This window comes from Pseudolactococcus chungangensis CAU 28 = DSM 22330 (assembly GCF_002441885.1).
In the GTDB taxonomy this organism is placed as follows: domain Bacteria; phylum Bacillota; class Bacilli; order Lactobacillales; family Streptococcaceae; genus Pseudolactococcus; species Pseudolactococcus chungangensis.
Genome location: NZ_JXJT01000002.1, coordinates 24,322 through 44,557 on the forward strand (window position 1 = coordinate 24,322; position 20,236 = coordinate 44,557).

The 20,236-nt window shown below is 40.0% G+C and carries 20 protein-coding genes and 1 tRNA gene; 18 read left to right on the plus strand and 3 right to left on the minus strand.

Features of this window, described 5'->3' with window-relative positions; translation table 11 throughout:
* Positions 1–223: 223 nt before the first annotated feature.
* The 4 genes from rlmD to RR45_RS01430 all read left to right on the plus strand — a co-directional run bounded on the left by rlmD (position 224) and on the right by RR45_RS01430 (position 2,519).
* Positions 224–1,561 (plus strand): 23S rRNA (uracil(1939)-C(5))-methyltransferase RlmD, encoded by a 1,338-nt coding sequence (gene rlmD, locus RR45_RS01415; RefSeq protein ID WP_031366466.1) that lies wholly within the window; start codon positions 224–226, stop codon positions 1,559–1,561.
* The gene (locus RR45_RS01420; protein ID WP_031366467.1) at positions 1,558–2,055 is read left to right on the plus strand and encodes a GNAT family N-acetyltransferase; all 498 of its coding nucleotides are present in this window, start codon (positions 1,558–1,560) and stop codon (positions 2,053–2,055) included. The genes rlmD and RR45_RS01420 overlap by 4 nt, the downstream gene beginning before the upstream one ends.
* A 46-nt stretch (positions 2,056–2,101) precedes the next feature.
* Complete coding sequence (locus RR45_RS01425) at positions 2,102–2,356, plus strand: DUF1912 family protein (protein ID WP_031366468.1); 255 nt, start codon at positions 2,102–2,104, stop codon at positions 2,354–2,356.
* 77 nt (positions 2,357–2,433) lie between these two features.
* A tRNA-Leu gene (locus RR45_RS01430) sits at positions 2,434–2,519 on the plus strand.
* 105 nt (positions 2,520–2,624) lie between these two features.
* Here the strand turns inward: RR45_RS01430 and RR45_RS01435 are convergent.
* From RR45_RS01435 to RR45_RS11490, 3 genes are read right to left on the minus strand one after another with little or no spacing between them, the layout of a single operon-like run.
* Positions 2,625–3,815 (minus strand): MFS transporter, encoded by a 1,191-nt coding sequence (locus RR45_RS01435; protein ID WP_031366469.1) that lies wholly within the window; start codon positions 3,813–3,815, stop codon positions 2,625–2,627.
* A gap of 18 nt (positions 3,816–3,833) precedes the next feature.
* Positions 3,834–4,130 carry a hypothetical protein gene (locus RR45_RS01440; RefSeq protein ID WP_031366470.1) on the minus strand — a complete coding sequence of 99 codons (297 nt, stop codon included), beginning with the start codon at positions 4,128–4,130 and terminating at the stop codon, positions 3,834–3,836.
* A gap of 54 nt (positions 4,131–4,184) precedes the next feature.
* The gene (locus RR45_RS11490; protein WP_273098475.1) at positions 4,185–4,313 is read right to left on the minus strand and encodes a hypothetical protein; all 129 of its coding nucleotides are present in this window, start codon (positions 4,311–4,313) and stop codon (positions 4,185–4,187) included.
* A 177-nt stretch (positions 4,314–4,490) separates the two neighbouring features.
* On the opposite strand from RR45_RS11490, the gene RR45_RS01445 reads away from it, so the two are divergent.
* The 14 genes from RR45_RS01445 to ispD all read left to right on the plus strand — a co-directional run bounded on the left by RR45_RS01445 (position 4,491) and on the right by ispD (position 20,172).
* Positions 4,491–5,393, plus strand: coding sequence for a LysR family transcriptional regulator (locus RR45_RS01445; RefSeq protein WP_031366471.1), 903 nt, complete (start codon positions 4,491–4,493; stop codon positions 5,391–5,393).
* 176 nt (positions 5,394–5,569) lie between these two features.
* Positions 5,570–5,869 (plus strand): YbaB/EbfC family nucleoid-associated protein, encoded by a 300-nt coding sequence (locus RR45_RS01450; RefSeq protein WP_031366472.1) that lies wholly within the window; start codon positions 5,570–5,572, stop codon positions 5,867–5,869.
* Positions 5,870–6,150: 281 nt separating this feature from the next.
* Positions 6,151–6,492 carry a GIY-YIG nuclease family protein gene (locus tag RR45_RS01455; RefSeq protein WP_031366473.1) on the plus strand — a complete coding sequence of 114 codons (342 nt, stop codon included), beginning with the start codon at positions 6,151–6,153 and terminating at the stop codon, positions 6,490–6,492.
* A gap of 135 nt (positions 6,493–6,627) precedes the next feature.
* Positions 6,628–7,836, plus strand: coding sequence for a YdcF family protein (locus RR45_RS01460; RefSeq protein WP_031366474.1), 1,209 nt, complete (start codon positions 6,628–6,630; stop codon positions 7,834–7,836).
* Positions 7,837–7,957: 121 nt separating this feature from the next.
* Positions 7,958–10,621, plus strand: a complete 2,664-nt coding sequence (locus tag RR45_RS01465) for a valine--tRNA ligase (protein ID WP_031366475.1) — start codon at positions 7,958–7,960, stop codon at positions 10,619–10,621.
* An 81-nt stretch (positions 10,622–10,702) separates the two neighbouring features.
* Positions 10,703–11,944 carry an MDR family MFS transporter gene (locus tag RR45_RS01470; protein ID WP_072353437.1) on the plus strand — a complete coding sequence of 414 codons (1,242 nt, stop codon included), beginning with the start codon at positions 10,703–10,705 and terminating at the stop codon, positions 11,942–11,944.
* Between the two features lie 119 nt (positions 11,945–12,063).
* Positions 12,064–12,231: a 50S ribosomal protein L32 gene (gene rpmF / locus RR45_RS01475; RefSeq protein ID WP_003138753.1), complete on the plus strand. Its 168-nt coding sequence runs from the start codon at positions 12,064–12,066 to the stop codon at positions 12,229–12,231.
* An 18-nt stretch (positions 12,232–12,249) separates the two neighbouring features.
* Positions 12,250–12,399 carry a 50S ribosomal protein L33 gene (gene rpmG, locus RR45_RS01480; RefSeq protein ID WP_072353438.1) on the plus strand — a complete coding sequence of 50 codons (150 nt, stop codon included), beginning with the start codon at positions 12,250–12,252 and terminating at the stop codon, positions 12,397–12,399.
* 324 nt (positions 12,400–12,723) lie between these two features.
* Positions 12,724–14,442 carry an ABC transporter ATP-binding protein gene (locus tag RR45_RS01485; RefSeq protein ID WP_031366477.1) on the plus strand — a complete coding sequence of 573 codons (1,719 nt, stop codon included), beginning with the start codon at positions 12,724–12,726 and terminating at the stop codon, positions 14,440–14,442.
* Positions 14,435–16,186, plus strand: a complete 1,752-nt coding sequence (locus RR45_RS01490; protein WP_031366478.1) for an ABC transporter ATP-binding protein — start codon at positions 14,435–14,437, stop codon at positions 16,184–16,186. The genes RR45_RS01485 and RR45_RS01490 overlap by 8 nt, the downstream gene beginning before the upstream one ends.
* 81 nt (positions 16,187–16,267) lie before the next feature.
* Positions 16,268–16,714, plus strand: coding sequence for a dUTP diphosphatase (locus tag RR45_RS01495; protein ID WP_031366479.1), 447 nt, complete (start codon positions 16,268–16,270; stop codon positions 16,712–16,714).
* Between the two features lies 1 nt (position 16,715).
* Positions 16,716–18,077 carry a DNA repair protein RadA gene (gene radA / locus RR45_RS01500; protein ID WP_072353439.1) on the plus strand — a complete coding sequence of 454 codons (1,362 nt, stop codon included), beginning with the start codon at positions 16,716–16,718 and terminating at the stop codon, positions 18,075–18,077.
* Positions 18,078–18,421: 344 nt separating this feature from the next.
* Positions 18,422–19,495 (plus strand): PIN/TRAM domain-containing protein, encoded by a 1,074-nt coding sequence (locus RR45_RS01505; RefSeq protein WP_031366481.1) that lies wholly within the window; start codon positions 18,422–18,424, stop codon positions 19,493–19,495.
* A complete protein-coding gene (ispD, locus tag RR45_RS01510; RefSeq protein WP_031366482.1) occupies positions 19,492–20,172 on the plus strand; it encodes a 2-C-methyl-D-erythritol 4-phosphate cytidylyltransferase in 681 nt (226 codons plus the stop codon). The genes RR45_RS01505 and ispD overlap by 4 nt, the downstream gene beginning before the upstream one ends.
* The last annotated feature ends 64 nt before the right edge of the window (positions 20,173–20,236 follow it).

Below are 20,236 nucleotides of genomic sequence, written 5' to 3' on the forward strand. Positions count from 1 at the left end.
GAATGTTAAAGAAACAATTTGTATTAGGGAAAAAAATATCAAACAGTCCATATGCAGTTTGGACTGTTTTTGTTATTTATTTCGCTTAATATTTTGTCTTATTCTTGTGAGACTAAAGAAATGATAAAATCAAAGCTTTGTAACCATAAGAGTTTACCTCTATTCATAACTTATCGTTAAGAATAACAGTTTAAAATCTAAAAGAAAATGGTAAAATAGAGTCATGACTCTTAAAATAAAGCAAAAAATTCCACTCAAAATCAAAAAAATTGGTATCAATGGCGAGGGCGTTGGTAATTTTAAGGGGACGACGGTTTTCGTGCCGGGTGCGCTCAAGGGAGAGGATTTATATGCAGAAATTACACAGGTTGAGCGTAATTTTGCCATAGCAAAAGTGCTCAAACTCAATAAAAAATCACCCCACCGCGTGGTGCCGATGTGCGATATTTATAAGCAGTGCGGAGGCTGTCAGATTATGCATTTGGCTTATCCGCAACAGTTACTTTTTAAGCAAGATGTGCTGAGACAGGCGCTACAAAAGTTTAAACCAGAAGGTTATGAAACTTACGAAGTCCGTAAGACGATAGGGATGAAAAAACCTGAGCACTATCGGGCTAAGTTGCAATTTCAAACGCGTTTTTTAGGCGAGAAAGTCCGAGCAGGACTTTTCGCAGAGAATTCGCATCAATTAGTTGAAATTAAAAACTGTCTGGTTCAAGATGAAACAACACAAGCGATTATCAATGAAGTGACTGACTTACTGACTTTTCATCGAATACCAATCTATAATGAAAGAAAGTTCGATGGCATTCGGACAGTCATGGTCCGTCGGGCTAATCATACTGGGGAAGTTCAACTTATTTTCATTTCGTCGACTTCGGTCGAGTTGACGCGCACGATTGCGAGTTTGACGGAGAAATTTCCTGAGATTAAAACGATTGCTTTGAACATTAATCGTAAGAAGTCGTCTGAGATTTATGGCGATGAGACTGAGATTCTTTGGGGGGAGCGTGCGATTTTAGAAGGCGTGCTTGATTATACCTTTGAACTCAGCCCGCGTGCCTTTTATCAACTCAATCCTGAACAAACTAATGTCCTTTACCGCGAGGCGGTAAAGGCGATGGATGCGAGTGCTGACGATGATTTAATAGATGCCTATTCTGGGACTGGCACCATTGGGCGTGCCTTTGTTGGTAAGGTCCGGAGTATTCGAGGTATGGATGTGATTGCGGCATCGATAGAGGACGCTAAGGTCAATGTGCCGGATGGAATTTATGAAGTAGGGACGGCTGAAACGGTGGTGCCTAAGTGGGTGGCTGAAGGATTTAGAGCGACCGCCTTGATCGTTGATCCGCCTCGGACGGGGCTGGACGACAAGTTGCTGGACACGATTATTGCGACGCAGCCTGAAAAAATGGTTTATGTGTCCTGTAATGTGTCGACTTTGGCGCGTGATTTGGTTAAGTTGGCGTCGGTCTATGAGGTTAAATATATCCAGTCGGTCGATATGTTCCCGCACACGGCGCGGACGGAGGCAGTTGTGAAGTTGGTGCGCAAATGATTGAAAAAGCAAGGCTAGAGGAAATATCAGAAATTGTGGCAGTGATTGAGAGTGCGCGTGCATTTTTGAAGGTACAAGGGATTGACCAGTGGCAGAAAAGCGCCTATCCTGCTATGGCAGATATTAGGACGGACATTAAGAATGATGTGGCCTATGTTCTGAAGGTTGATGGTAAGATCGCAGCTTATGCGGCCGTGATGACGGGGTTCGATCCCGCTTATAATATGATTCAAGGCGCGTGGCGTAACGATAAGCACGACTATGTGACTGTTCATCGTATTGCGGTATCAACGGCATTTCGCGGTCAGGCTCTGGGACAGCGATTTTTGACCTCAGTTTTTGAGACGTTCAGTACTTATCAAGACTTTCGTGTCGATACGCATCCAGATAATCAGATCATGCAGCATATTTTGACCAAACTTGGCTTTGAAAAATGCGGTGTGGTGATGTTTGAAGGTGCCCGTTGGGCCTATCAGAAAGTGCTAGAAGATTGATGCTCAGGATTGATGAGAGAAAAGAATAGATGAAGGAGTGTTAGATATGACATATGAACAAGAATTTATGCAAGAATTTGAAGCTTGGGTAGCGACACAAATCATGGTCAATGAGATGGCCATGACCCAAAGCCAAGAGGTTGCGGATGAAACAGATGATGAACGCGCTAAAGATGCTATTATTCGTTACGAAAGCCGGTTGGATGCCTATCAATTTTTGCTAGGCAAATTTGAAAACTATAAAGCAGGCAAAGGATTCCATGATTTACCTGATGGTTTGTTTGATCAAGTTAATTATTGATTGTCCAAAATAAAAAACTTTTTTAAAAACTCTTGACGATTGATAGCTACTTTGATATACTAATAAAGTACTGTTTCGCGGAGATGGCGGAATTGGCAGACGCGCAGGATTAAGGATCCTGTGACCTACTTTGGTCGTGAGGGTTCAAGTCCCTTTCTCCGCACTAATTACCGAGCCTAGCGCTCGGTTTTTTTTTTGTCCTTTTCATATATTTTCTTTTAAATAGACATCAAAAAACACCAAGAATATCCTGGTGCGTGATGTTTGTTTATAGTGCTACTTTGGCAGTCTTCTTAGACGAATAAGCTTTGTAAAGTACTATACAAATGATTGGTAAAATACTTGCAACTAAGTAGATATTTTGAAAAGATAGGAAAGTTCTTAATTCACCTAAAGCATAAGGACCGACCCCTAAACCAAGATCTAGACCAATAAAATAAGTAGAGAGTGCAACGCTGAACCGATGCTCGTCTTTAACAGTTTTTAAAGAAACAGCTTGTCCATTTGACATGAAAGTACCGTAGCCAAGGCCGATAACACCGCCTGAGACTAGGAGCAACCAACTGCTGGTTGTCATGCTAAGTAAAATGAGGCCGGCACTCAAAAATAAATAACTAGGATACATGACAAATTTTTCGCCAAGATTATCAAATATTTTGCCTGAGAGTGGTCGAGTAAAGGTGATAACCAAGGCATAAACAACGAAAAATAAGGAACTGACCTGTACTAAATCAATGACTTTGACATAGGAAGATAGAAAAGCGAGGACACTTGAGTAAGAAAGCCCCATCAAGAAGGCCATAAAAGCAATAAATAATGCTTTTTTTTCAATGAAGCTATCGAAAGTACTTTGATTGAGTGCTTTGATATGTTCTTCTGACAGTTTCACGTTTTTAACTGGGAATAAATAGCACATAACTGTGATAATAAAAACGAGGACAATTGAAAAAGCGACAATAAAGTGAAAATCGGTTGTATTTAGTAAAATTAGGCCAAGAAACGGCCCAATAGCGGCTGCTAAACTGGTACTGAGACCATAGTAATTGATACCTTCACCATGTCTAGCTTTAGGGATATAGGCAGTGACAATAGTGTTTGTCGCAGTTGATAAAGCACCATAGCCAAAACCATTTAAAAATCTGACGAGATAGAGTACTGGAATGGCTGGCACGTAAAGATAAGCAATTGTTGTAAGTAAATAAAACAAAGCACCATATCTTAAAGTCGCCTTCCTACCGATTAGTTCTAGTTTTTTACCAATGAGTAGTCGCGCAAGCAAAGTCCCAATAATATAAATACCAGATGCTAATCCTGCTTGACCTAGTGAGGCATGCAAATTACTTTGTGCGATGACTGCAATGATGACCATCAGAAGATAGTAGACTAAATAGACAATAAAGTTAATAAAAGTAATTGCAATGAAACCTTTGTTAAATAATTTTTCATTCGTATTATTCAATGGTTGGTAGACCTCTTCCTAGATGTTTGTTGACAGATGACCATTTAAGTCATGTAATTTTTGAATTTGGCAAGCAACTTGTGCATAATTTTCAGGATAGCGATCGCTCAACTCATTGATAAATAAATCTCTGACTTCCATGAAAGAAGTTGCAAAGTTAGACAATTCGGTATCCTCATCAATGGTATATTTTAGTTTAAGGAAGAGCAAGTTTTGATAAGCATCATTCAAGAAAACCAATGATTTTTCTTTTTCAAAACGTGCATTGTAGGCAGTGTCTAAACGGTTAATAATTTCATTTGTCCAGTTATTCATGTGTATTGCTCTCTTTCTTTTTTATCGCCATTTTTAGTATCAGAAGCATTAGGCTTAAAATGCAAAAAATGGTTGGTGCGTGTAGGTATAAAATGAGTCAGTTGACTTATTTTCAAAGACAGTTGCATCAACTGTCGATCCCTTATTTAAGTATGGTATGATGATGACCTGATAGCTACTCATTTGCTCCTCCAAAATTAAAATATTGATGACATGTCATAGTGTATCGCTTGAAATAGTTTATAGTCAACTCGAATAGCTACCATATAATTTGCTTATAACCTATAAATTTAACTAAAAAATTGGGCTAACATATTTTCTAGAATATGCTAGAATGTAAAACAAGGGGAAAATTTCAAAATGAATCTAAGAGATTTCGAATATTTTAGTTTTTTGGGAGATGTGCTCTCATTTACATTAGTAGCAAAAAAGTTTAATGTTAGTCAACCTAGTATTAGCTACGCTGTAAAAAGGCTTGAAGAATACTATGGATGCAATTTAATTGAAAAAAGTTCTCTTCATCGTTCGGTTCTTTTAACCAGAGAAGGACAAATTCTAAAGAACCAGCTGAAGAGTATTTTGGAAGAATTTAAGATGATTGAAGAAGCCATTGAGCATGCGAAACAGCAAAAAGTTTATGTTGGTTTTCCGTCATTGATCAAAACAAGAGTTTTCTCTAAACTCTTTAAAACCGAAGATAATGTTGATTTCATATCAAATTTTGAATTGATTTCGGGAAGTTCGACAGATTTACTCAATCAACTGTTATCGGGTCATCTAGAACTTAGTTTACTTGGGAGTGTGACACCTATCGAACATCCTGATTTGAACGTCAAATTACTTTATAGCTACGAATTCAAAATTTATGTCTCAGAAGATAATCCGTTAGCTCAAAAATCTCAAATTACATTTGAAGAAGCGTTAGCCTATCCGTTTATCTTATTGGAAGACGGTTTGTCGCATACCAAAGCTTTTGATCATTTAAATGATAAGTATGACGGGAAAGCCAAGGTCTTGGTTCATTTTTCTGATATTAATACAATAGGTCAACTTGTCAAATCAAATGTTGGCATTACATTAATGACGCCCTATCTCCCCTTTCAAAATATGAAAGGACTAGTTGAAATCTCATTAGTGCCGGAAGATAAAGAGATGTTTTACGTGCAATATGCCTTCTTAAAAAAATCGGTTGTTAATGATAATTTTAGTAAACTTGTGATGATATTAGATAATCTTTCAAAACAAGATGGCTTACTATATTGATTGTCAATGGATGCATAGCTATCTCTAACTACAAATTAAAGATAGAAAATGATATAATGAAGTAATCAGTTCGCTTCTATTACCTGTTTAAATACCTGTTTAAAAAAGTAAAGCAAAAGAAGACGATAAAAAACAAAAGCCATCAAGGCACATGTATTAAGGAGATATAGATTACGATGATGAATATGCAAAAAATGATGAAACAAGCTCAAGACTTGCAAAAAAATATGAAAATTGCGCAAGCTGAAATCGAAACAACAACCTTTTATGGCGCGTCTGCTCAAGACTTGGTAAAAGTTGCCTTTACAGGTGACCGTAAGATGACACAGATTGATATCTCACCAGACTTGATTGACCCAGAAGATTCAGAAACCTTGTCAGACATGATCAGACAAGCTGTTAATGCAGCCTTGGTTGACATTGATAAAACAACAGAGCAAAAACTTGGTAAATTCACAAAGGGATTGCCTTTCTAATTAAAAATTGATAGAATAAAGGAAACGAGAAGAGTATCGTGAGACTGCGTTTATAAAGAGAGTAGGAGGGTGCTGAAAATCCTACAAACGTCCTCATGATTGTTGCTTCTTGATAACCATATACTCAATAGTTAAGTGAGTATAAATAAAAAAATGAGTGTCCAGGCACATGGTGTCTGGGAATTTAGGTGGTACCACGTGAAAGCGCCCTAATCTATTGCGATTAGGGCGCTTTTTGGCTTGATTTACTTGTCTTTACTCTAGGAGAAGATATAGAGAAAATGAAAAATGTCTTTAAAGATATGGTGGAAAATTTTAATATTCAAGACGATGAAAGTTTTCCCATCGTAGCACCATTTAATAACGGCTATTGTGACCCTCAATTTTTTGAAAAAGGAAAACGTTATCCCAACTATACAGCTGTCAATGGTATTTACGGTATTTTTGAAGAGGGGATCTGTCTTTATGTTGGTCAGACTTTAAATGGTCTTGCCAATCGTTTGAAACAGCATTATCGTGATAACGATTGGTGTCAAGCTTTAATCAAAACAGGAAAATGTGAATTAAGATTGCTATATGAATTTGATACAGCGAGGCACACGATACGGAGCGTTTCTTGTTAGATGCGATTGAAAATTATTTTATATACGTATATAAAGAGAGTAATCAAGCAAAATATAATCAACATATGAATACAGTAGCGCTCCAAAAGAGATATCCCCAAAAAACCTTAATTTCATTGCTAGAAAGGCATCCGTATGATTATTATTCCAGACCTTATTTTAATCTTGACGCTTATCGTTTATTTGGTCTTAGTTCGTATTAAAAAAGTCAGATTTCGTTTGACAGTGCTCGCTTTATGGCTGGGAACGGCTCTGTTGGTAGATACAGTGATTGCTTACAGAAAAATAGATTTAGGGGCATTTTTTAATTTTTTGCTGGGTATGCTCTTAATCTCTTGGCTGGTTTCCTATTTCGTTATTCACAGAGATAAAAGACGCTTACTCACAGGTTATCTTTTTAATCTGAGTATTGTGATCACTGTCGGTTATCTTGTCGTGCTTTGTCTCCCTTTTGCCACACCACTGCCGATTATACTCAGTACTATCATTGGGCTGATGTTGCTGATGTTACTAACCTTTGGTGGTTATGGCTTGATTATCTATCTCCTTTGGAATGCTCGCATCGTCTTGAAAAAAGAGAGTCGAACGCTTGGTAATATGCTAACGCTTTTACTAGGTCTAGCTGGTCTGGTACTCATTCTTTTTCAACATTTTTTGTTTAAAGGCGGTAGCGTTTTTGCTTACATTTACATGGTCATCATCATCTTCCTTATCTATTATTTTTTCAGTTTCATAACCGTTTTGACAAGCAGTCTCCTCTTCAATCATATCAAACCCAAATTCAATAAAGACTATCTCATCGTTCTGGGCTCAGGTCTACTTAACGGTGAGACAGTGACACCGTTGCTTGCGGGCAGAATAGATGCAGCCTTGTCGTTTGCGAACCAACAACAAGCAAGAACAGGCAAGCAGCCGCTACTCATCATGAGTGGGGGACAAGGTCAAGACGAAAAAATGCCAGAGGCGGTAGCCATGGCAAACTATGCCTTGTCACAAGGTGTGCCAAAAGCTGCGATTATCACGGAAGAAAACAGTAAAACGACCTTACAAAATTTGAAGTTTTCAAAAGCCTTAATGGATGAAAGAAGTCAAGGCAAGCCGTATCAAAGTGCTTTTGTCAGCAACGACTACCATATCTTTCGAGCAGGTCTGTTTGCTAAGAAAGTTGGTCTAAACAGTGACGGCATCGGTAGCAGAACAGCTAGATATTTCCTCCCCAATGCTTTCATCCGCGAATTTGTCGCTATCATTCTCATGCATAAAAAACGCCATATCGTGTTTACCGTGCTGCTTTTGATATTAATTGCTGCGATTATTGTGATTAATGTGAAGTTTGTGGGGTAAGGGATAGAAATCATTAACGATAAATTGAAAATTTAAAGTATTTTTATCCATTATTTTCACTCAATTGAAAATAATTTAAAACAGTTTAACACTATAAAAAATCAAGAAATAGGAGCATAACATGACAGAACTATCAACAAAATTCAACCCAACCGAAGTAGAAGCAGGTCGCTATGATAAATGGCTAGCTGCTGACGTTTTTAAACCAAGTGGCGATAAAAAAGCTAAACCTTATAGCATCGTCATTCCACCACCAAATGTCACAGGTAAACTTCACCTCGGACACGCTTGGGATACAACCTTACAAGATATTATCATCCGTGCCAAACGGATGCAAGGCTATGACACGCTTTGGTTACCAGGTATGGACCATGCAGGCATTGCCACGCAAGCTAAAGTTGAAGAACGCTTGCGTGAGCAAGGCATTTCACGTTATGACCTCGGTCGTGAAAAATTCCTAGAAAAAGTCTGGGAATGGAAAGACGAATATGCGGCAACAATTAAAGCACAATGGGGTAAAATGGGACTATCGCTTGATTATTCACGCGAACGTTTCACTCTAGATGATGGCCTGTCAAAAGCGGTTAAAAAAGTTTTCGTTAAACTTTACGAAAAAGGTTTTATCTACCGTGGTGAATTCATCATCAACTGGGATCCAGCAGCCCGCACAGCATTGTCAGACATTGAAGTCATTCATAAAGATGTTGAAGGTGCGTTCTACCACATCACTTATCCCTTGACAGATGGTTCAGGCAATGTTGAAATCGCAACAACGCGTCCAGAAACTTTGCTCGGCGATGTGGCAGTCATTGTTAATGCGAAAGATGAACGTTACCAAGATATCATCGGTAAAACTGTGACGGTACCTTTTGTTAACCACGAAATCCCAGTCCTCACAGATGAACACGCAGACATGGCAAAAGGCACAGGTGTTGTTAAAATCACACCAGCGCATGACCCCAACGACTTTGATGTTGTTGAACGTCTCAACGCCCAAGGTCATAATTTGCCGATGATTAATGTCATGAACGATGACGGCACAATGAATGAGCTTGCGGCAGAATTTGCGGACATGGATCGCTTTGAAGCACGCAAACAAATCGTTGCTAAACTCGACGAGATGGGTCAACTCGTTAAAATCGAGAAAATGGTCCACAGTGTCGGTCACTCTGAGCGTTCAGGTGCCGTTGTGGAACCACGTCTATCAACGCAATGGTTTGTTAAAATGGATGAGCTAGCTAAAAATGCCATCGCCAACCAAAAAACAGACAACGCAGTCGAGTTCTTCCCGCCACGTTTCAACGACACTTTCACACAATGGATGGAAAACGTTCATGACTGGGTCATCTCACGGCAACTCTGGTGGGGACATCAAATTCCTGCCTGGTATAACGCAGACGGCGAGATGTACGTCGGTGAAACAGCGCCAGAAGGTGATGGTTGGACACAGGATTCTGACGTTTTGGATACATGGTTCTCATCAGCTTTATGGCCGTTTTCAACCATGGGGTGGCCAGATGAGGAAGCCGAAGACTTCAAGCGTTACTTCCCAACGTCAACTCTTGTTACGGGATACGATATCATCTTCTTCTGGGTCAGCCGCATGATTTTCCAAAGTTTGGAATTTACAAACGAACGCCCATTTAAAGACGTTTTGATTCATGGTTTGATTCGGGATGAAGAAGGCCGTAAAATGTCGAAATCCTTAGGTAACGGTATTGACCCAATGGACGTCATCGAAAAATACGGTGCTGATGCCTTGCGTTGGTTCTTGTCAAATGGTTCTGCACCAGGTCAAGACGTCCGTTTCTCTTATGAAAAAATGGATGCTGCTTGGAACTTCATTAACAAAATCTGGAACATTTCACGCTACATCATCATGAACAAGGAAGCGCTCAGCGCAGCAGATACTTATATCAATGTTGATAAAGTAGCGCAAAAAACAGCAGGTAATGTCACGGATCGTTGGATCTTGACTAAGCTCAATGAAACGATTGACCATGTCACGAAAAATTTCGATAAGTTTGAATTTGGTGAGGCTGGTCGTGCTCTTTATAACTTCATTTGGGAAGACTTCGCCAACTGGTATGTTGAATTGACCAAAGAAGTGCTTTACGGTGAAGATGAGGCTGAAAAAGATGTCACACGTAGCGTCCTTGTCTATGTTTTAGACCAAATTTTGCGTCTCCTCCACCCAATCATGCCATTTGTAACCGAAGAAATTTCGGAAAATCTGGGCTTGATTGACAATAGCCTGGTCGTTGCTCAATATCCAGAAGTTCGCCCAGAATTTTCTGATGCTGCAGCCGTTCGTGGTGTAGAAGTGCTTAAAGACATCATCAAATCAGTTCGAAATATCCGCGCTGAAGTGAATACAGCACCAAGCAAAGCAGTGCCGATTTTGATTAAGACAGAAAATGCTGAAATTGAAACATTCTTGAAAGAGAATAGCAACTATCTAACACGTTTCACAAATCCGGAAACCTTAGAGATTTCAGCTGACATCATTGCCCCAGCACAAGCTATGACAGCGATTCTATCAAATGTTGAAATCTACTTGCCGCTTGCAGGTTTGATTAATATCTCAGATGAAATTGCCCGCTTGACTAAAGAATTAGCCAAATGGCAAAAAGAATTGGACATGGTCTCACGCAAACTTTCTAATGAGAAATTCGTTGCCAATGCCAAACCAGAAGTTGTTGAAAAAGAACAAGCTAAACAAGCGGATTATCAAACAAAATTCGATACAACACAAGCACGGATTGCTGAACTTGAAAAATTGTAACAAGAGCTAAGAAAACTAGATGAAGATTCTAGTTTTTTTGTTATAATAATAATAAATAAATTAAGTAATGGGAATTTTTTTATGACAATATTTATGCGACTCAATCGGACGCTCAAACTCCGGATTATCATGACTTTTATCGGGGTTCTGGGATACAGCACGGTGGGGTCTAGTATGACAATTTACTATAATCACTATCTAGGTGCGGCTATTACAGGTGTTTTGCTGATTATCTCAAGTGTATCAAGCTTTCTAATCGGACTTTATGGCGGCCATTTGGCTGACAGGCACGGTAGACGACCGATTCTCCTCATCGGCTCGATAATTTCAATTTTGGGAGCCTTAATTGCGGTGCTGTCAAATAGTCCGATATTTCAAAATCCTTGGACAACATTTGTTGGTTTTTTCCTTTTGAATTTTGGTTTTTCTTTTGAATCTGCGGCAGATAATGCCATGATTATTGATGTATCAGATGAAACTAATCGAAAATATGTTTACAGTCTGAGTTATTGGATTATTAATGTCTCGATTACTTTTGGTGCAGCGCTCAGTGGCTGGTTGTTCAGAGACTACTTGTTTGACCTGTTACTGGGTTTATTAGTCGCGCAGTTGATTAATGGTAGTATCAAGTATTTTTTAATCAGTGAGAGTTTCGTGCCAGCATCCAAAGCCAAAAAAGAACGTGAAAGTTTCATTCAAAACTATGGGGTCGTTGTGCGTGATAAAATCTTCCTCTTGTTTATCGGTGCCGTCATCTTAAACAAGGTGATTTTTGGAAATATTGACTTCTATCTTCCAGTTCACTTGTCAGACAGTTTCAAAACAACGACGATTTTTGGCTTTGAAATTTATGGTCAGAGAATGTTGACCATATTTCTCATGTTAAATACCCTCATCATAATCTTCAGCATGACCTTTATCAATCAACTCACCACCAAGTGGTCAGAGCGAAAAAGCCTCACCACCGGTGCCTTATTACAAGGGCTAGGATTTGCTGCCGCCTTTTTAATGAACAGCTTCATACCGTTAATTCTAGCATCCATTGTCATGACGATTGGTGAGATGATCCTCGTGCCGTCCTCACAAAGTCTGCGCGCCGATCTGATGAATGAGGAGAAAATCGGGACTTACTCAGGTTTTGTGACAATTACAGATCCGATTGGGAGCGTCCTGTCTGGCAGTCTGGTCAGTTTTTCGGTTTACATCCACCACACGGGCGTTGCCGTGGTCATGGTCGTGGTAACGGTGTTGTTGGTCTTATGCTTTAATCAAGTGATGAAGATGAAAACTCAGGCTGATATCGCGTCAAGTAAAAATACTTGACAAAATGCTTGATTTCTCGACTAGACTTTGTTAGAATAGATAAGTATTGAGAAATCAAGGCAACATTATGCTCGGTTATTAAATGAGTATAACAATAAAACCAAAGGAGATTTAGGACAATGGCAGTACCTGCACGTCACACATCAAAATCTAAGAAAAACAAACGTCGTACGCACTACAAAATGACAGCACCAACAGTTTCATTTGATGAAACAACTGGTGATTACAGCCGCGGCCACCGTGTATCCCTCAAAGGATATTACAAAGGTAAAAAAGTTACAAAATAATAGAAAGGACAAACTAAGATGCGCGTAAATATTACTCTTGAACACAAAGAATCTGGCGAACGTTTGTACCTGACTCAAAAGAACAAACGTAACAACCCTGACCGTCTTGAACTTAAAAAATACTCTCCAAAATTGCGTAAACACGTTACTTTTAAAGAGGTTAAATAATTCAACAAAGAAAAGCCCTAGAAACTCAGATTTCTATGGTTTTTTATTTTTAAATCAGATAAACTAGTCAAGAAAATGCCAATACTTCCAGATATTAAAATTACAGACTGTTTTTGCTATCCGTTAATAATTGAGCTACAATAGAGGTGAGTGATATGCATTTAAGTAAAAAATCGAGACACTTATCGCCTATGGCATTGGAGTGGCTGCTTTAGTGGTTTGCGGAAAAGTGACTTACAACATGGCTTAGCCGTTGACTTTGGACCAAAATTGCTCAAAAGTTGCGTTCCCATTTTTTACTCAAACAAGGATAGGGAGATTTTTGTGATACATTTATTGCGCTATGCAAAGGCATACCGAAAGCAGATTATTTTGGGCCCCTTTTTCAAGTTTTTGGAGGCCGTTTTTGAATTGGTGCTACCTTTATTTATGGCACGCTTGATTGACCAAGGCGTGAGAGCAGGGCATCCAGCCACAGTTTGGCGAATGACAGTTTGGATGGTTACCATGTCAGTCATTGGTATGATTTGTGCGGTTATTTGTCAGTATTATGCCTCAATTGCATCGCAAGGCTTTGGTACAAAATTACGCACGCAACTCATGAAAAAAATCAACCAGCTGTCCCATCAAGATTTAAATCAATTTGGAACAGATACGCTGATTACACGCTTAACCAGTGATATTAATCAACTACAGCTTGCTTTAGCTATGTTAATTCGTTTGGTTGTTCGTGCACCATTTTTGAGTATCGGCTCTGTCATCATGGCTTTTTATATTGATTGGCAAACAGGGTTGCTTTATTTAATTTTATTGCCGATTTTTTGTGCTATTTTATTTTTTATTGTGCGCTACAGCGTGCCACTTTATAGACGTGTCCAAGCAAAATTGGACCAGCTCAATGAACTGGTCAATCAAAATCTTAGCGGTGTGCGCGTCATTCGAGCCTTTGCCCGCCGAAAAGAAGATGTCAAACGTTTCGATGATGCGGCTGATGATTTGGCAAACATCTACCAGCGCGTGACCAATCTATCGGCACTCTTGTCACCTGCAACGACACTAGTCATGAACCTCGGTATTGTCGCCTTGGTTTATATTGGTGGCTTTAAGGTCAATACCGGTCATCTAGCACCCGGCGAAGTCCTAGCCTTAATCAACTACATGAACCAGATGCTACTGGCTTTAATCGTTGTCTCTAACCTAGTGGTTATCTTTACCCGCGCAGCAGCGTCTAGTGTGCGTATCAACCAAGTCTTTGAAACGACCCCATCTTTGACCCAGCCCCAGCAAGCACAAACCGCACCGAGTCAGCTAGATTTTATCCGCTTTGAAAACGTCGCCTTTCGCTACGATGCAAACGGCGGTCTAGCTTTACAAAACATCAACTTTAGCCTCAAACCTGGTGAGTTCATAGGCATCACAGGCGCAACTGGTAGTGGTAAAACCACATTGACCCAGCTCATCCCACGTTTTTACGATGTAGCAGCAGGGCGTATCCTGGTCAATGGTTTAGATGTTCGAGAATGGGATTTGGCGGCGCTACGCCACCAAATAGCTTTCGTGCCACAGACCGCAGTACTCTTTCATGGCACGATCCGTGAGAATTTGCAATGGGGGAAAGCCGATGCGACTGATGCAGAATGTTTCCAAGCTTTGGCAACGGCCCAATGTCGTGAATTTGTCGAAAAATTACCAGAAGGACTAAATACTATGGTCATGGAAAATGGTAAAAACTTTTCAGGTGGTCAACGCCAACGTCTAACGATTGCACGCGCCTTAATTCGTAAGCCTAATCTCTTAATTTTGGATGATTCACTTTCTGCTCTAGACTATCAGACTGATTTAGACTTGCGACAAGCGCTCGCACGAGATTTAGATAGTGCTATGATTATTATTTCCCAACGCGTCCGCTCGATTCAGAAAGCTAAAGAAATCTTAGTCTTAGATAGCGGTTGTTTAGTCGGCAAAGGTAGCCACGAATCATTGCTTGCAAGCTCGCATGAATACCAAGCAATTGTTGCATCACAGGAGGAAGAACATGACTAGAACAAATCAAAAAGCCTCGTGGCGGTTCTTTTTACCCTACCTACTTGCCTTTCGCTTAGAGCTTATCTTATCAATTATTTTAGGCTTGGCTAGTGGTGTCACAGTCGTTTTGACGACATATTACATTGGTTTAAGTGTCGACCAAATGGTACATCAAGGTCAGGTTAATTTCTCAACACTTCGTTACATTTTAATGCGACTTGTCGTTGTCTTACTTGTCACAGTCATCAGCCAGTGGCTTATTCAACGCTTGAGTAATCGCCTGTCCTATCGCTCAGTTGCTGTCCTGCGTAAAGATGCTTATGAACACCTGAATCAGTTACCACTACGCTATTATGACCAAACCGCTCATGGCAATATCGTCAGTCGCTTCACGAATGATATGGATAACATTTCAGTTGCGAGCGCTGCAGTCTTTAATCAGCTGTTCTCTGGCATCACAGTTGTCATTATTGCGCTAGTCTTTATGTTATATTTGAGCCCGATTTTGACCTTGGTTGTTTTGATTTCAACACCGATTATTTTCTTAGTGTCTTGGCTAGTTGCGCGTACCTCACAGCAAGACTTTGTGAGCCAGCAACAGATTATTGGAGACATTTCAGGTTATATGACGGAAATGATTGGCAATCAGAAAACGGTTAAGGCTTTTCAACGAGAAACAGTCAATCAAGCCCATTTTGAGGTCTTAAACCAAGAACTCTATATCAAAGGTCAGAAAGCACAATTTTCTTCTGCTTTGACCAATCCCTTGTCACGTTTTGTAGACCATTTGGCTTATCTATCAGTGGGGTGTGTTGGTGGTCTCATGGCTCTCAACGGGTCTACAACAGTGACGATTGGTGTGATTTCTAGCTTTACAATCTATGCCACTCAGTTTTCTAAACCTTTTATTGAGATTTCAGGGATTACAACACAGATTCAGACCGCGTTCGCTGGCTTGAAACGCACCCAAGAACTTATGAACCAACCGATAGAGCAACCAGATGCACCAGATGCACAAGTTTTGGAACATGCTAAAGGGGAAATTGATTTTCAAGATGTCAGCTTTGGTTATGATCCTGGGCAATCCTTGATTACCGATTTTTCACTCAAGGTCGCCCCTGGTGAAATGATTGCCATCGTCGGAAAAACTGGTGCAGGTAAATCAACACTGATTAATCTCTTGATGCGTTTTTACGATGTAGATAAAGGGGCAATTTTAATAGACGGGACTGATATTCGTGATATGACGCGTGATAGCTTACGGCAAAGCTTTGGTATGGTCTTACAAGAAACCTGGTTGTTTGGCAGTTCTTTGCGAGCCAATCTCTGCTATGGTCGTGAAGATGCAACAGATGAAGAAATTTATGCCGCTTTGAAAGCATCACATATGTATGATTTTGTCATGCGCTTGCCAGATAAGCTAGAGACTCAGATTGGTACCCACGCTCTCAAAATTTCTGAGGGTCAACGTCAGCTTTTAACCATTGCACGAACCATGATTAGTCAACCTGATATGCTTATTTTAGATGAGGCAACAAGTTCAGTAGATACCTTGACAGAGCAAAAAATTTCAGAGGCCTTCTTAACCATGATGACAGGACGTACAAGTTTTGTCATCGCTCACCGTCTATCAACAATTCGAAATGCCGACAAAATTTTAGTCCTGAATCAAGGTCAAATTGTTGAAATAGGTAGTCACGACGACTTAATGGCGAGACATGGCTATTATTATCAGTTACAGCAAGCCCAATTTGCCAAGTAAAATTAATAACGAAAAGCGTCTGAGATTTTTCTCGGCTTTTTTCGTATAATAGGATATAGAAATTAAAATATTGGAGAAAATATGAAAACAAGAGGATTTGAACGCGTTACAGCTTATGAAAACGCAGGAATCGACCTACCCCTTAGAAGTACTGCACACGCAGCAGGTTACGACTTTATCGCAGCAGAAACAATCAGCCTAAACCCAGGTGAAATCAAACTCATTCCGACAGGTATCAAAGCCTATATGCAACCAGGCGAAGTGCTCTACCTCTATGACCGCTCATCTAATCCACGTAAAAAAGGTCTAGTTTTGATTAACAGCGTTGGTGTTATTGACGGTGATTACTATGGTAATCCAGATAATGAAGGACACATCTTTGCTCAAATGAAAAACATCACTGATCAAATCGTAGAAGTTGCCAAAGGCGAACGCATCGTCCAAGGTGTTTTTGCACCATTTCTATTAGCAGATGGCGACCGTGCTGAAGGTACACGCATCGGTGGCTTTGGTAGCACAGGGGCATAAAATGGCGAAAGCAAAATCAAAATTCGTCTGCCAATCTTGTGGGTATCAGTCACCCAAATATTTGGGTCGCTGTCCTAATTGTGGCGCATGGAATTCTTTTGTCGAAGAAGTTGAAGCAAAAGAGGTCAAAAATGCGCGCGTGACCCTGACTGGTGAAAAAACACGACCTGTTAAACTAGGTGAAGTCGAAAGCTTGGCTACACCACGCGTTTTGACAAATATGGGAGAATTTAATCGTGTACTAGGTGGCGGTGTCGTGCCAGGTAGCTTGATACTTATCGGTGGTGACCCGGGTATTGGCAAATCAACCATTCTTTTACAAGTGTCAGTGCAGTTGGCTAATATTGGGCGTGTTCTTTATGTTTCAGGTGAGGAATCAGCCCAACAAATCAAAATGCGTGCAGAACGTTTAGGTGATTTGGACTCGGATTTCTATCTCTATGCAGAAAATAACATGCAGAACATCCGAACTGAAATTGAAAAATTACAACCAGATTTTTTAGTTATTGACTCCATCCAAACCGTGATGAGTCCCGAAATCACAGGTGTACAAGGCTCGGTGAGTCAAGTACGGGAAGTGACCGCTGAGTTACTCCAAATCGCAAAAACCAATAATATTGCCACCTTTATCGTCGGTCATGTGACCAAGGAAGGTAGCCTTGCCGGTCCGAGAATGCTAGAACATATGGTAGATACGGTGCTTTATTTTGAAGGTGAGCGCCAGCATACCTTTCGGATTTTGCGGGCCGTGAAAAATCGATTTGGCTCGACCAATGAAATTGGGATTTTTGAGATGCAATCTCAAGGACTCGTTGAAGTCACCAATCCAAGTGAAATTTTTTTAGAAGAACGTTTAGAAGGGGCAACAGGTTCAGCTATTGTCGTCTCTATGGAAGGGACAAGACCAATTTTGGTTGAGATTCAAGCACTTGTCACACCAACAATTTTTGGTAATGCTAGACGGACAACCTCGGGCCTTGATTTTAATCGCGTCAGCTTGATTATGGCAGTACTTGAGAAGCGCGCTAATCTCTTGCTCCAAAATCAAGATGCCTACCTCAAATCAGCAGGTGGCGTGAAACTTGATGAGCCAGCAATTGACTTAGCGATTGCAGTAGCTATCGCCTCAAGTTATAAAGAAAAACCGACTGCACCAGATGTTGCCTTTGTCGGTGAGATCGGATTGACTGGGGAGATTCGTCGTGTCAATCGTATCGAGAGTCGCATTAATGAAGCAGCAAAATTAGGCTTTAAAAAACTCTATGCCCCTAAAAATGCTTTAGCAGGTTTAGAGATACCACCAGAAATAGAAGTTATTGGTGTCACAACTTTAGCGGAAGTTTTGCAGAAGGTGTTCGGTTAATCAAGGTATTTTTATGTTAATTATGATAAAATGAAGATGTGTACCATTGAGTGACACATCTTTATTTTTCAATTGTGGTAGCGTAACCAACCTATCATACAATTGCACTTGAGTTTCGACTCTCTAATGTTAGGGAAAAGATATTAGGATGCACATTACCTGCATCCTTCACCTATTTTCCTAACAATAAGCAGTCGCCTCAACATCTTATTTAACTGAGTTTTGGCTCCTTGAGACTAGGAAAAAAGATAAAAGTGGGCAGACACTGTCGTGTCTTGACGTCTTTTCCTATTTTTCATAGTCTCAAACCAGTCGCCTCAACATCTTGAAGGAGGAATGAATGTATGAAAAGAATTATCATTCACGCCTTGATGGCTATTGTCGGTGCTACACTTGGCGATACGTTTTTACCCGAATTTTGGGTGCTCATCCATCAAAGGCAATTTGAAAACAACGCAGTGGTCAATAGTTTAATTGGCGCAATTATTTTTCTGATTTTTTCTTTTATATTTATCAGACTACTGCTGAACTTTGTCGAAAAAATTGACCAAACGATTGCAACTATCAATATTCCTAAAATTACTTGGGGATTTATGGGAGGAGTGATTGGTCTTATCATTGGCGCTATTGCAAGTATCCCACTATGGATTTTGCGGACACCGATTTTATCAACGATTATTCCGTTTTTATTGATGATGCTAACGATTTATGTTGGGTATAGCATTTCGTCAAAACGTGAAGCTGATATTTTCAAATTTTTCAGTCGAAAAAAAGTAGCGGTGGCTGAAAAAGCAGAGAAACCAGAGAAAAGAGATAAACGTAAAAATAAAAATTACGCTAAATTGTTGGACACAAGTGTTCTGATTGACGGTCGGATTTTTGATATTTTGAAAACAGGCTTTTTGGACGGCGAAATTATCGTGCCTAACTTTGTCTTGTTAGAGTTGCAACTGTTGTCTGACAGTAACGATAACTTAAAACGAGCCAAAGGTCGTAGAGGACTTGATTTAGTCAATGACATGAAGGAAATTGCCAAAGTCACGGTGACGAATAAGGATTATTCTGATATTCATGAAGTTGATACGAAACTTTTACGCTACGCATCAGAAACTGGTGCAGCACTGGTTACCAATGATTTCAATCTCAATAAAGTAGCTGAAATTCAAGGTGTGCAAGTTTTAAATATCAATGACTTAGCAAACGCAGTAAAACCGCAGCTTATTGTCGGTGATACACTCGATATTCAGATTGTGAAAAAAGGGACGGAGCGTCGTCAAGGGATAGGTTATCTGCCAGATGGTACGATGATTGTTGTTGAAGAGACGGCTAATTTAATTGATAAAATGGTTAAAATCGAGGTGACTAAGTCACTTCAAACATCAGCTGGTCGCATGATTTTTGGAGAATTGGCACGATGATTGATCAGGGTCATAAAGCCTATAGCGCGGTACTTTTAGCTGCGGGTTCAGGAAGTCGAATGGCTGCTGCTTGTAACAAGATTTTTTTGACTTTAGCAGATAAGGCGATTTTTCAATATGGCTTAGAGTTATTCTTGTCAGATTCAGATTGTAAGCAAGTAATTTTGGTTGGAAAAGCTGAAGAAAAATCCTATTTTACTGATTATTTATCAGATAGGGTATGCTTTGTTGTCGGTGGCGCAGAACGTCAAGATTCAGTTAGACATGCGCTTAAAGAGGTTTCGGAGGATGCTGTTATGATTCATGATGGGGCGCGACCATTTGTCACGCTATCTGAATTAGCGGCCCTAAAAGCCTACAATAATGCGATTTTGGCAGTGCCTGTTAAGGATACTATTAAGCAGGTCAACCATCAGGAGCAGATCAGTCAGACTGTACCACGTGAAAATCTCTGGGGTGCTCAGACACCACAATTTTTTGAGACCAGTCTCATCCAAAAAGTGCATCAGGATGCGCATTCGAAAGCGTTTCTGGGGACTGACGATGCGAGTTTAGTTGAGGTCTTTTCTGATAAGCCTATTACCATTGTCCCAGGTTCTTATGAAAATATCAAAATCACGACACCAGAAGATTTGATTTTCGGTCAAGCGATTTTAACACATCGGTCTGAGGCCTGAGGTGTTTTGTGATGATTTTTGCTACAATGTAAGCAACATAATCAACAGAAATGGAGTGAAGATG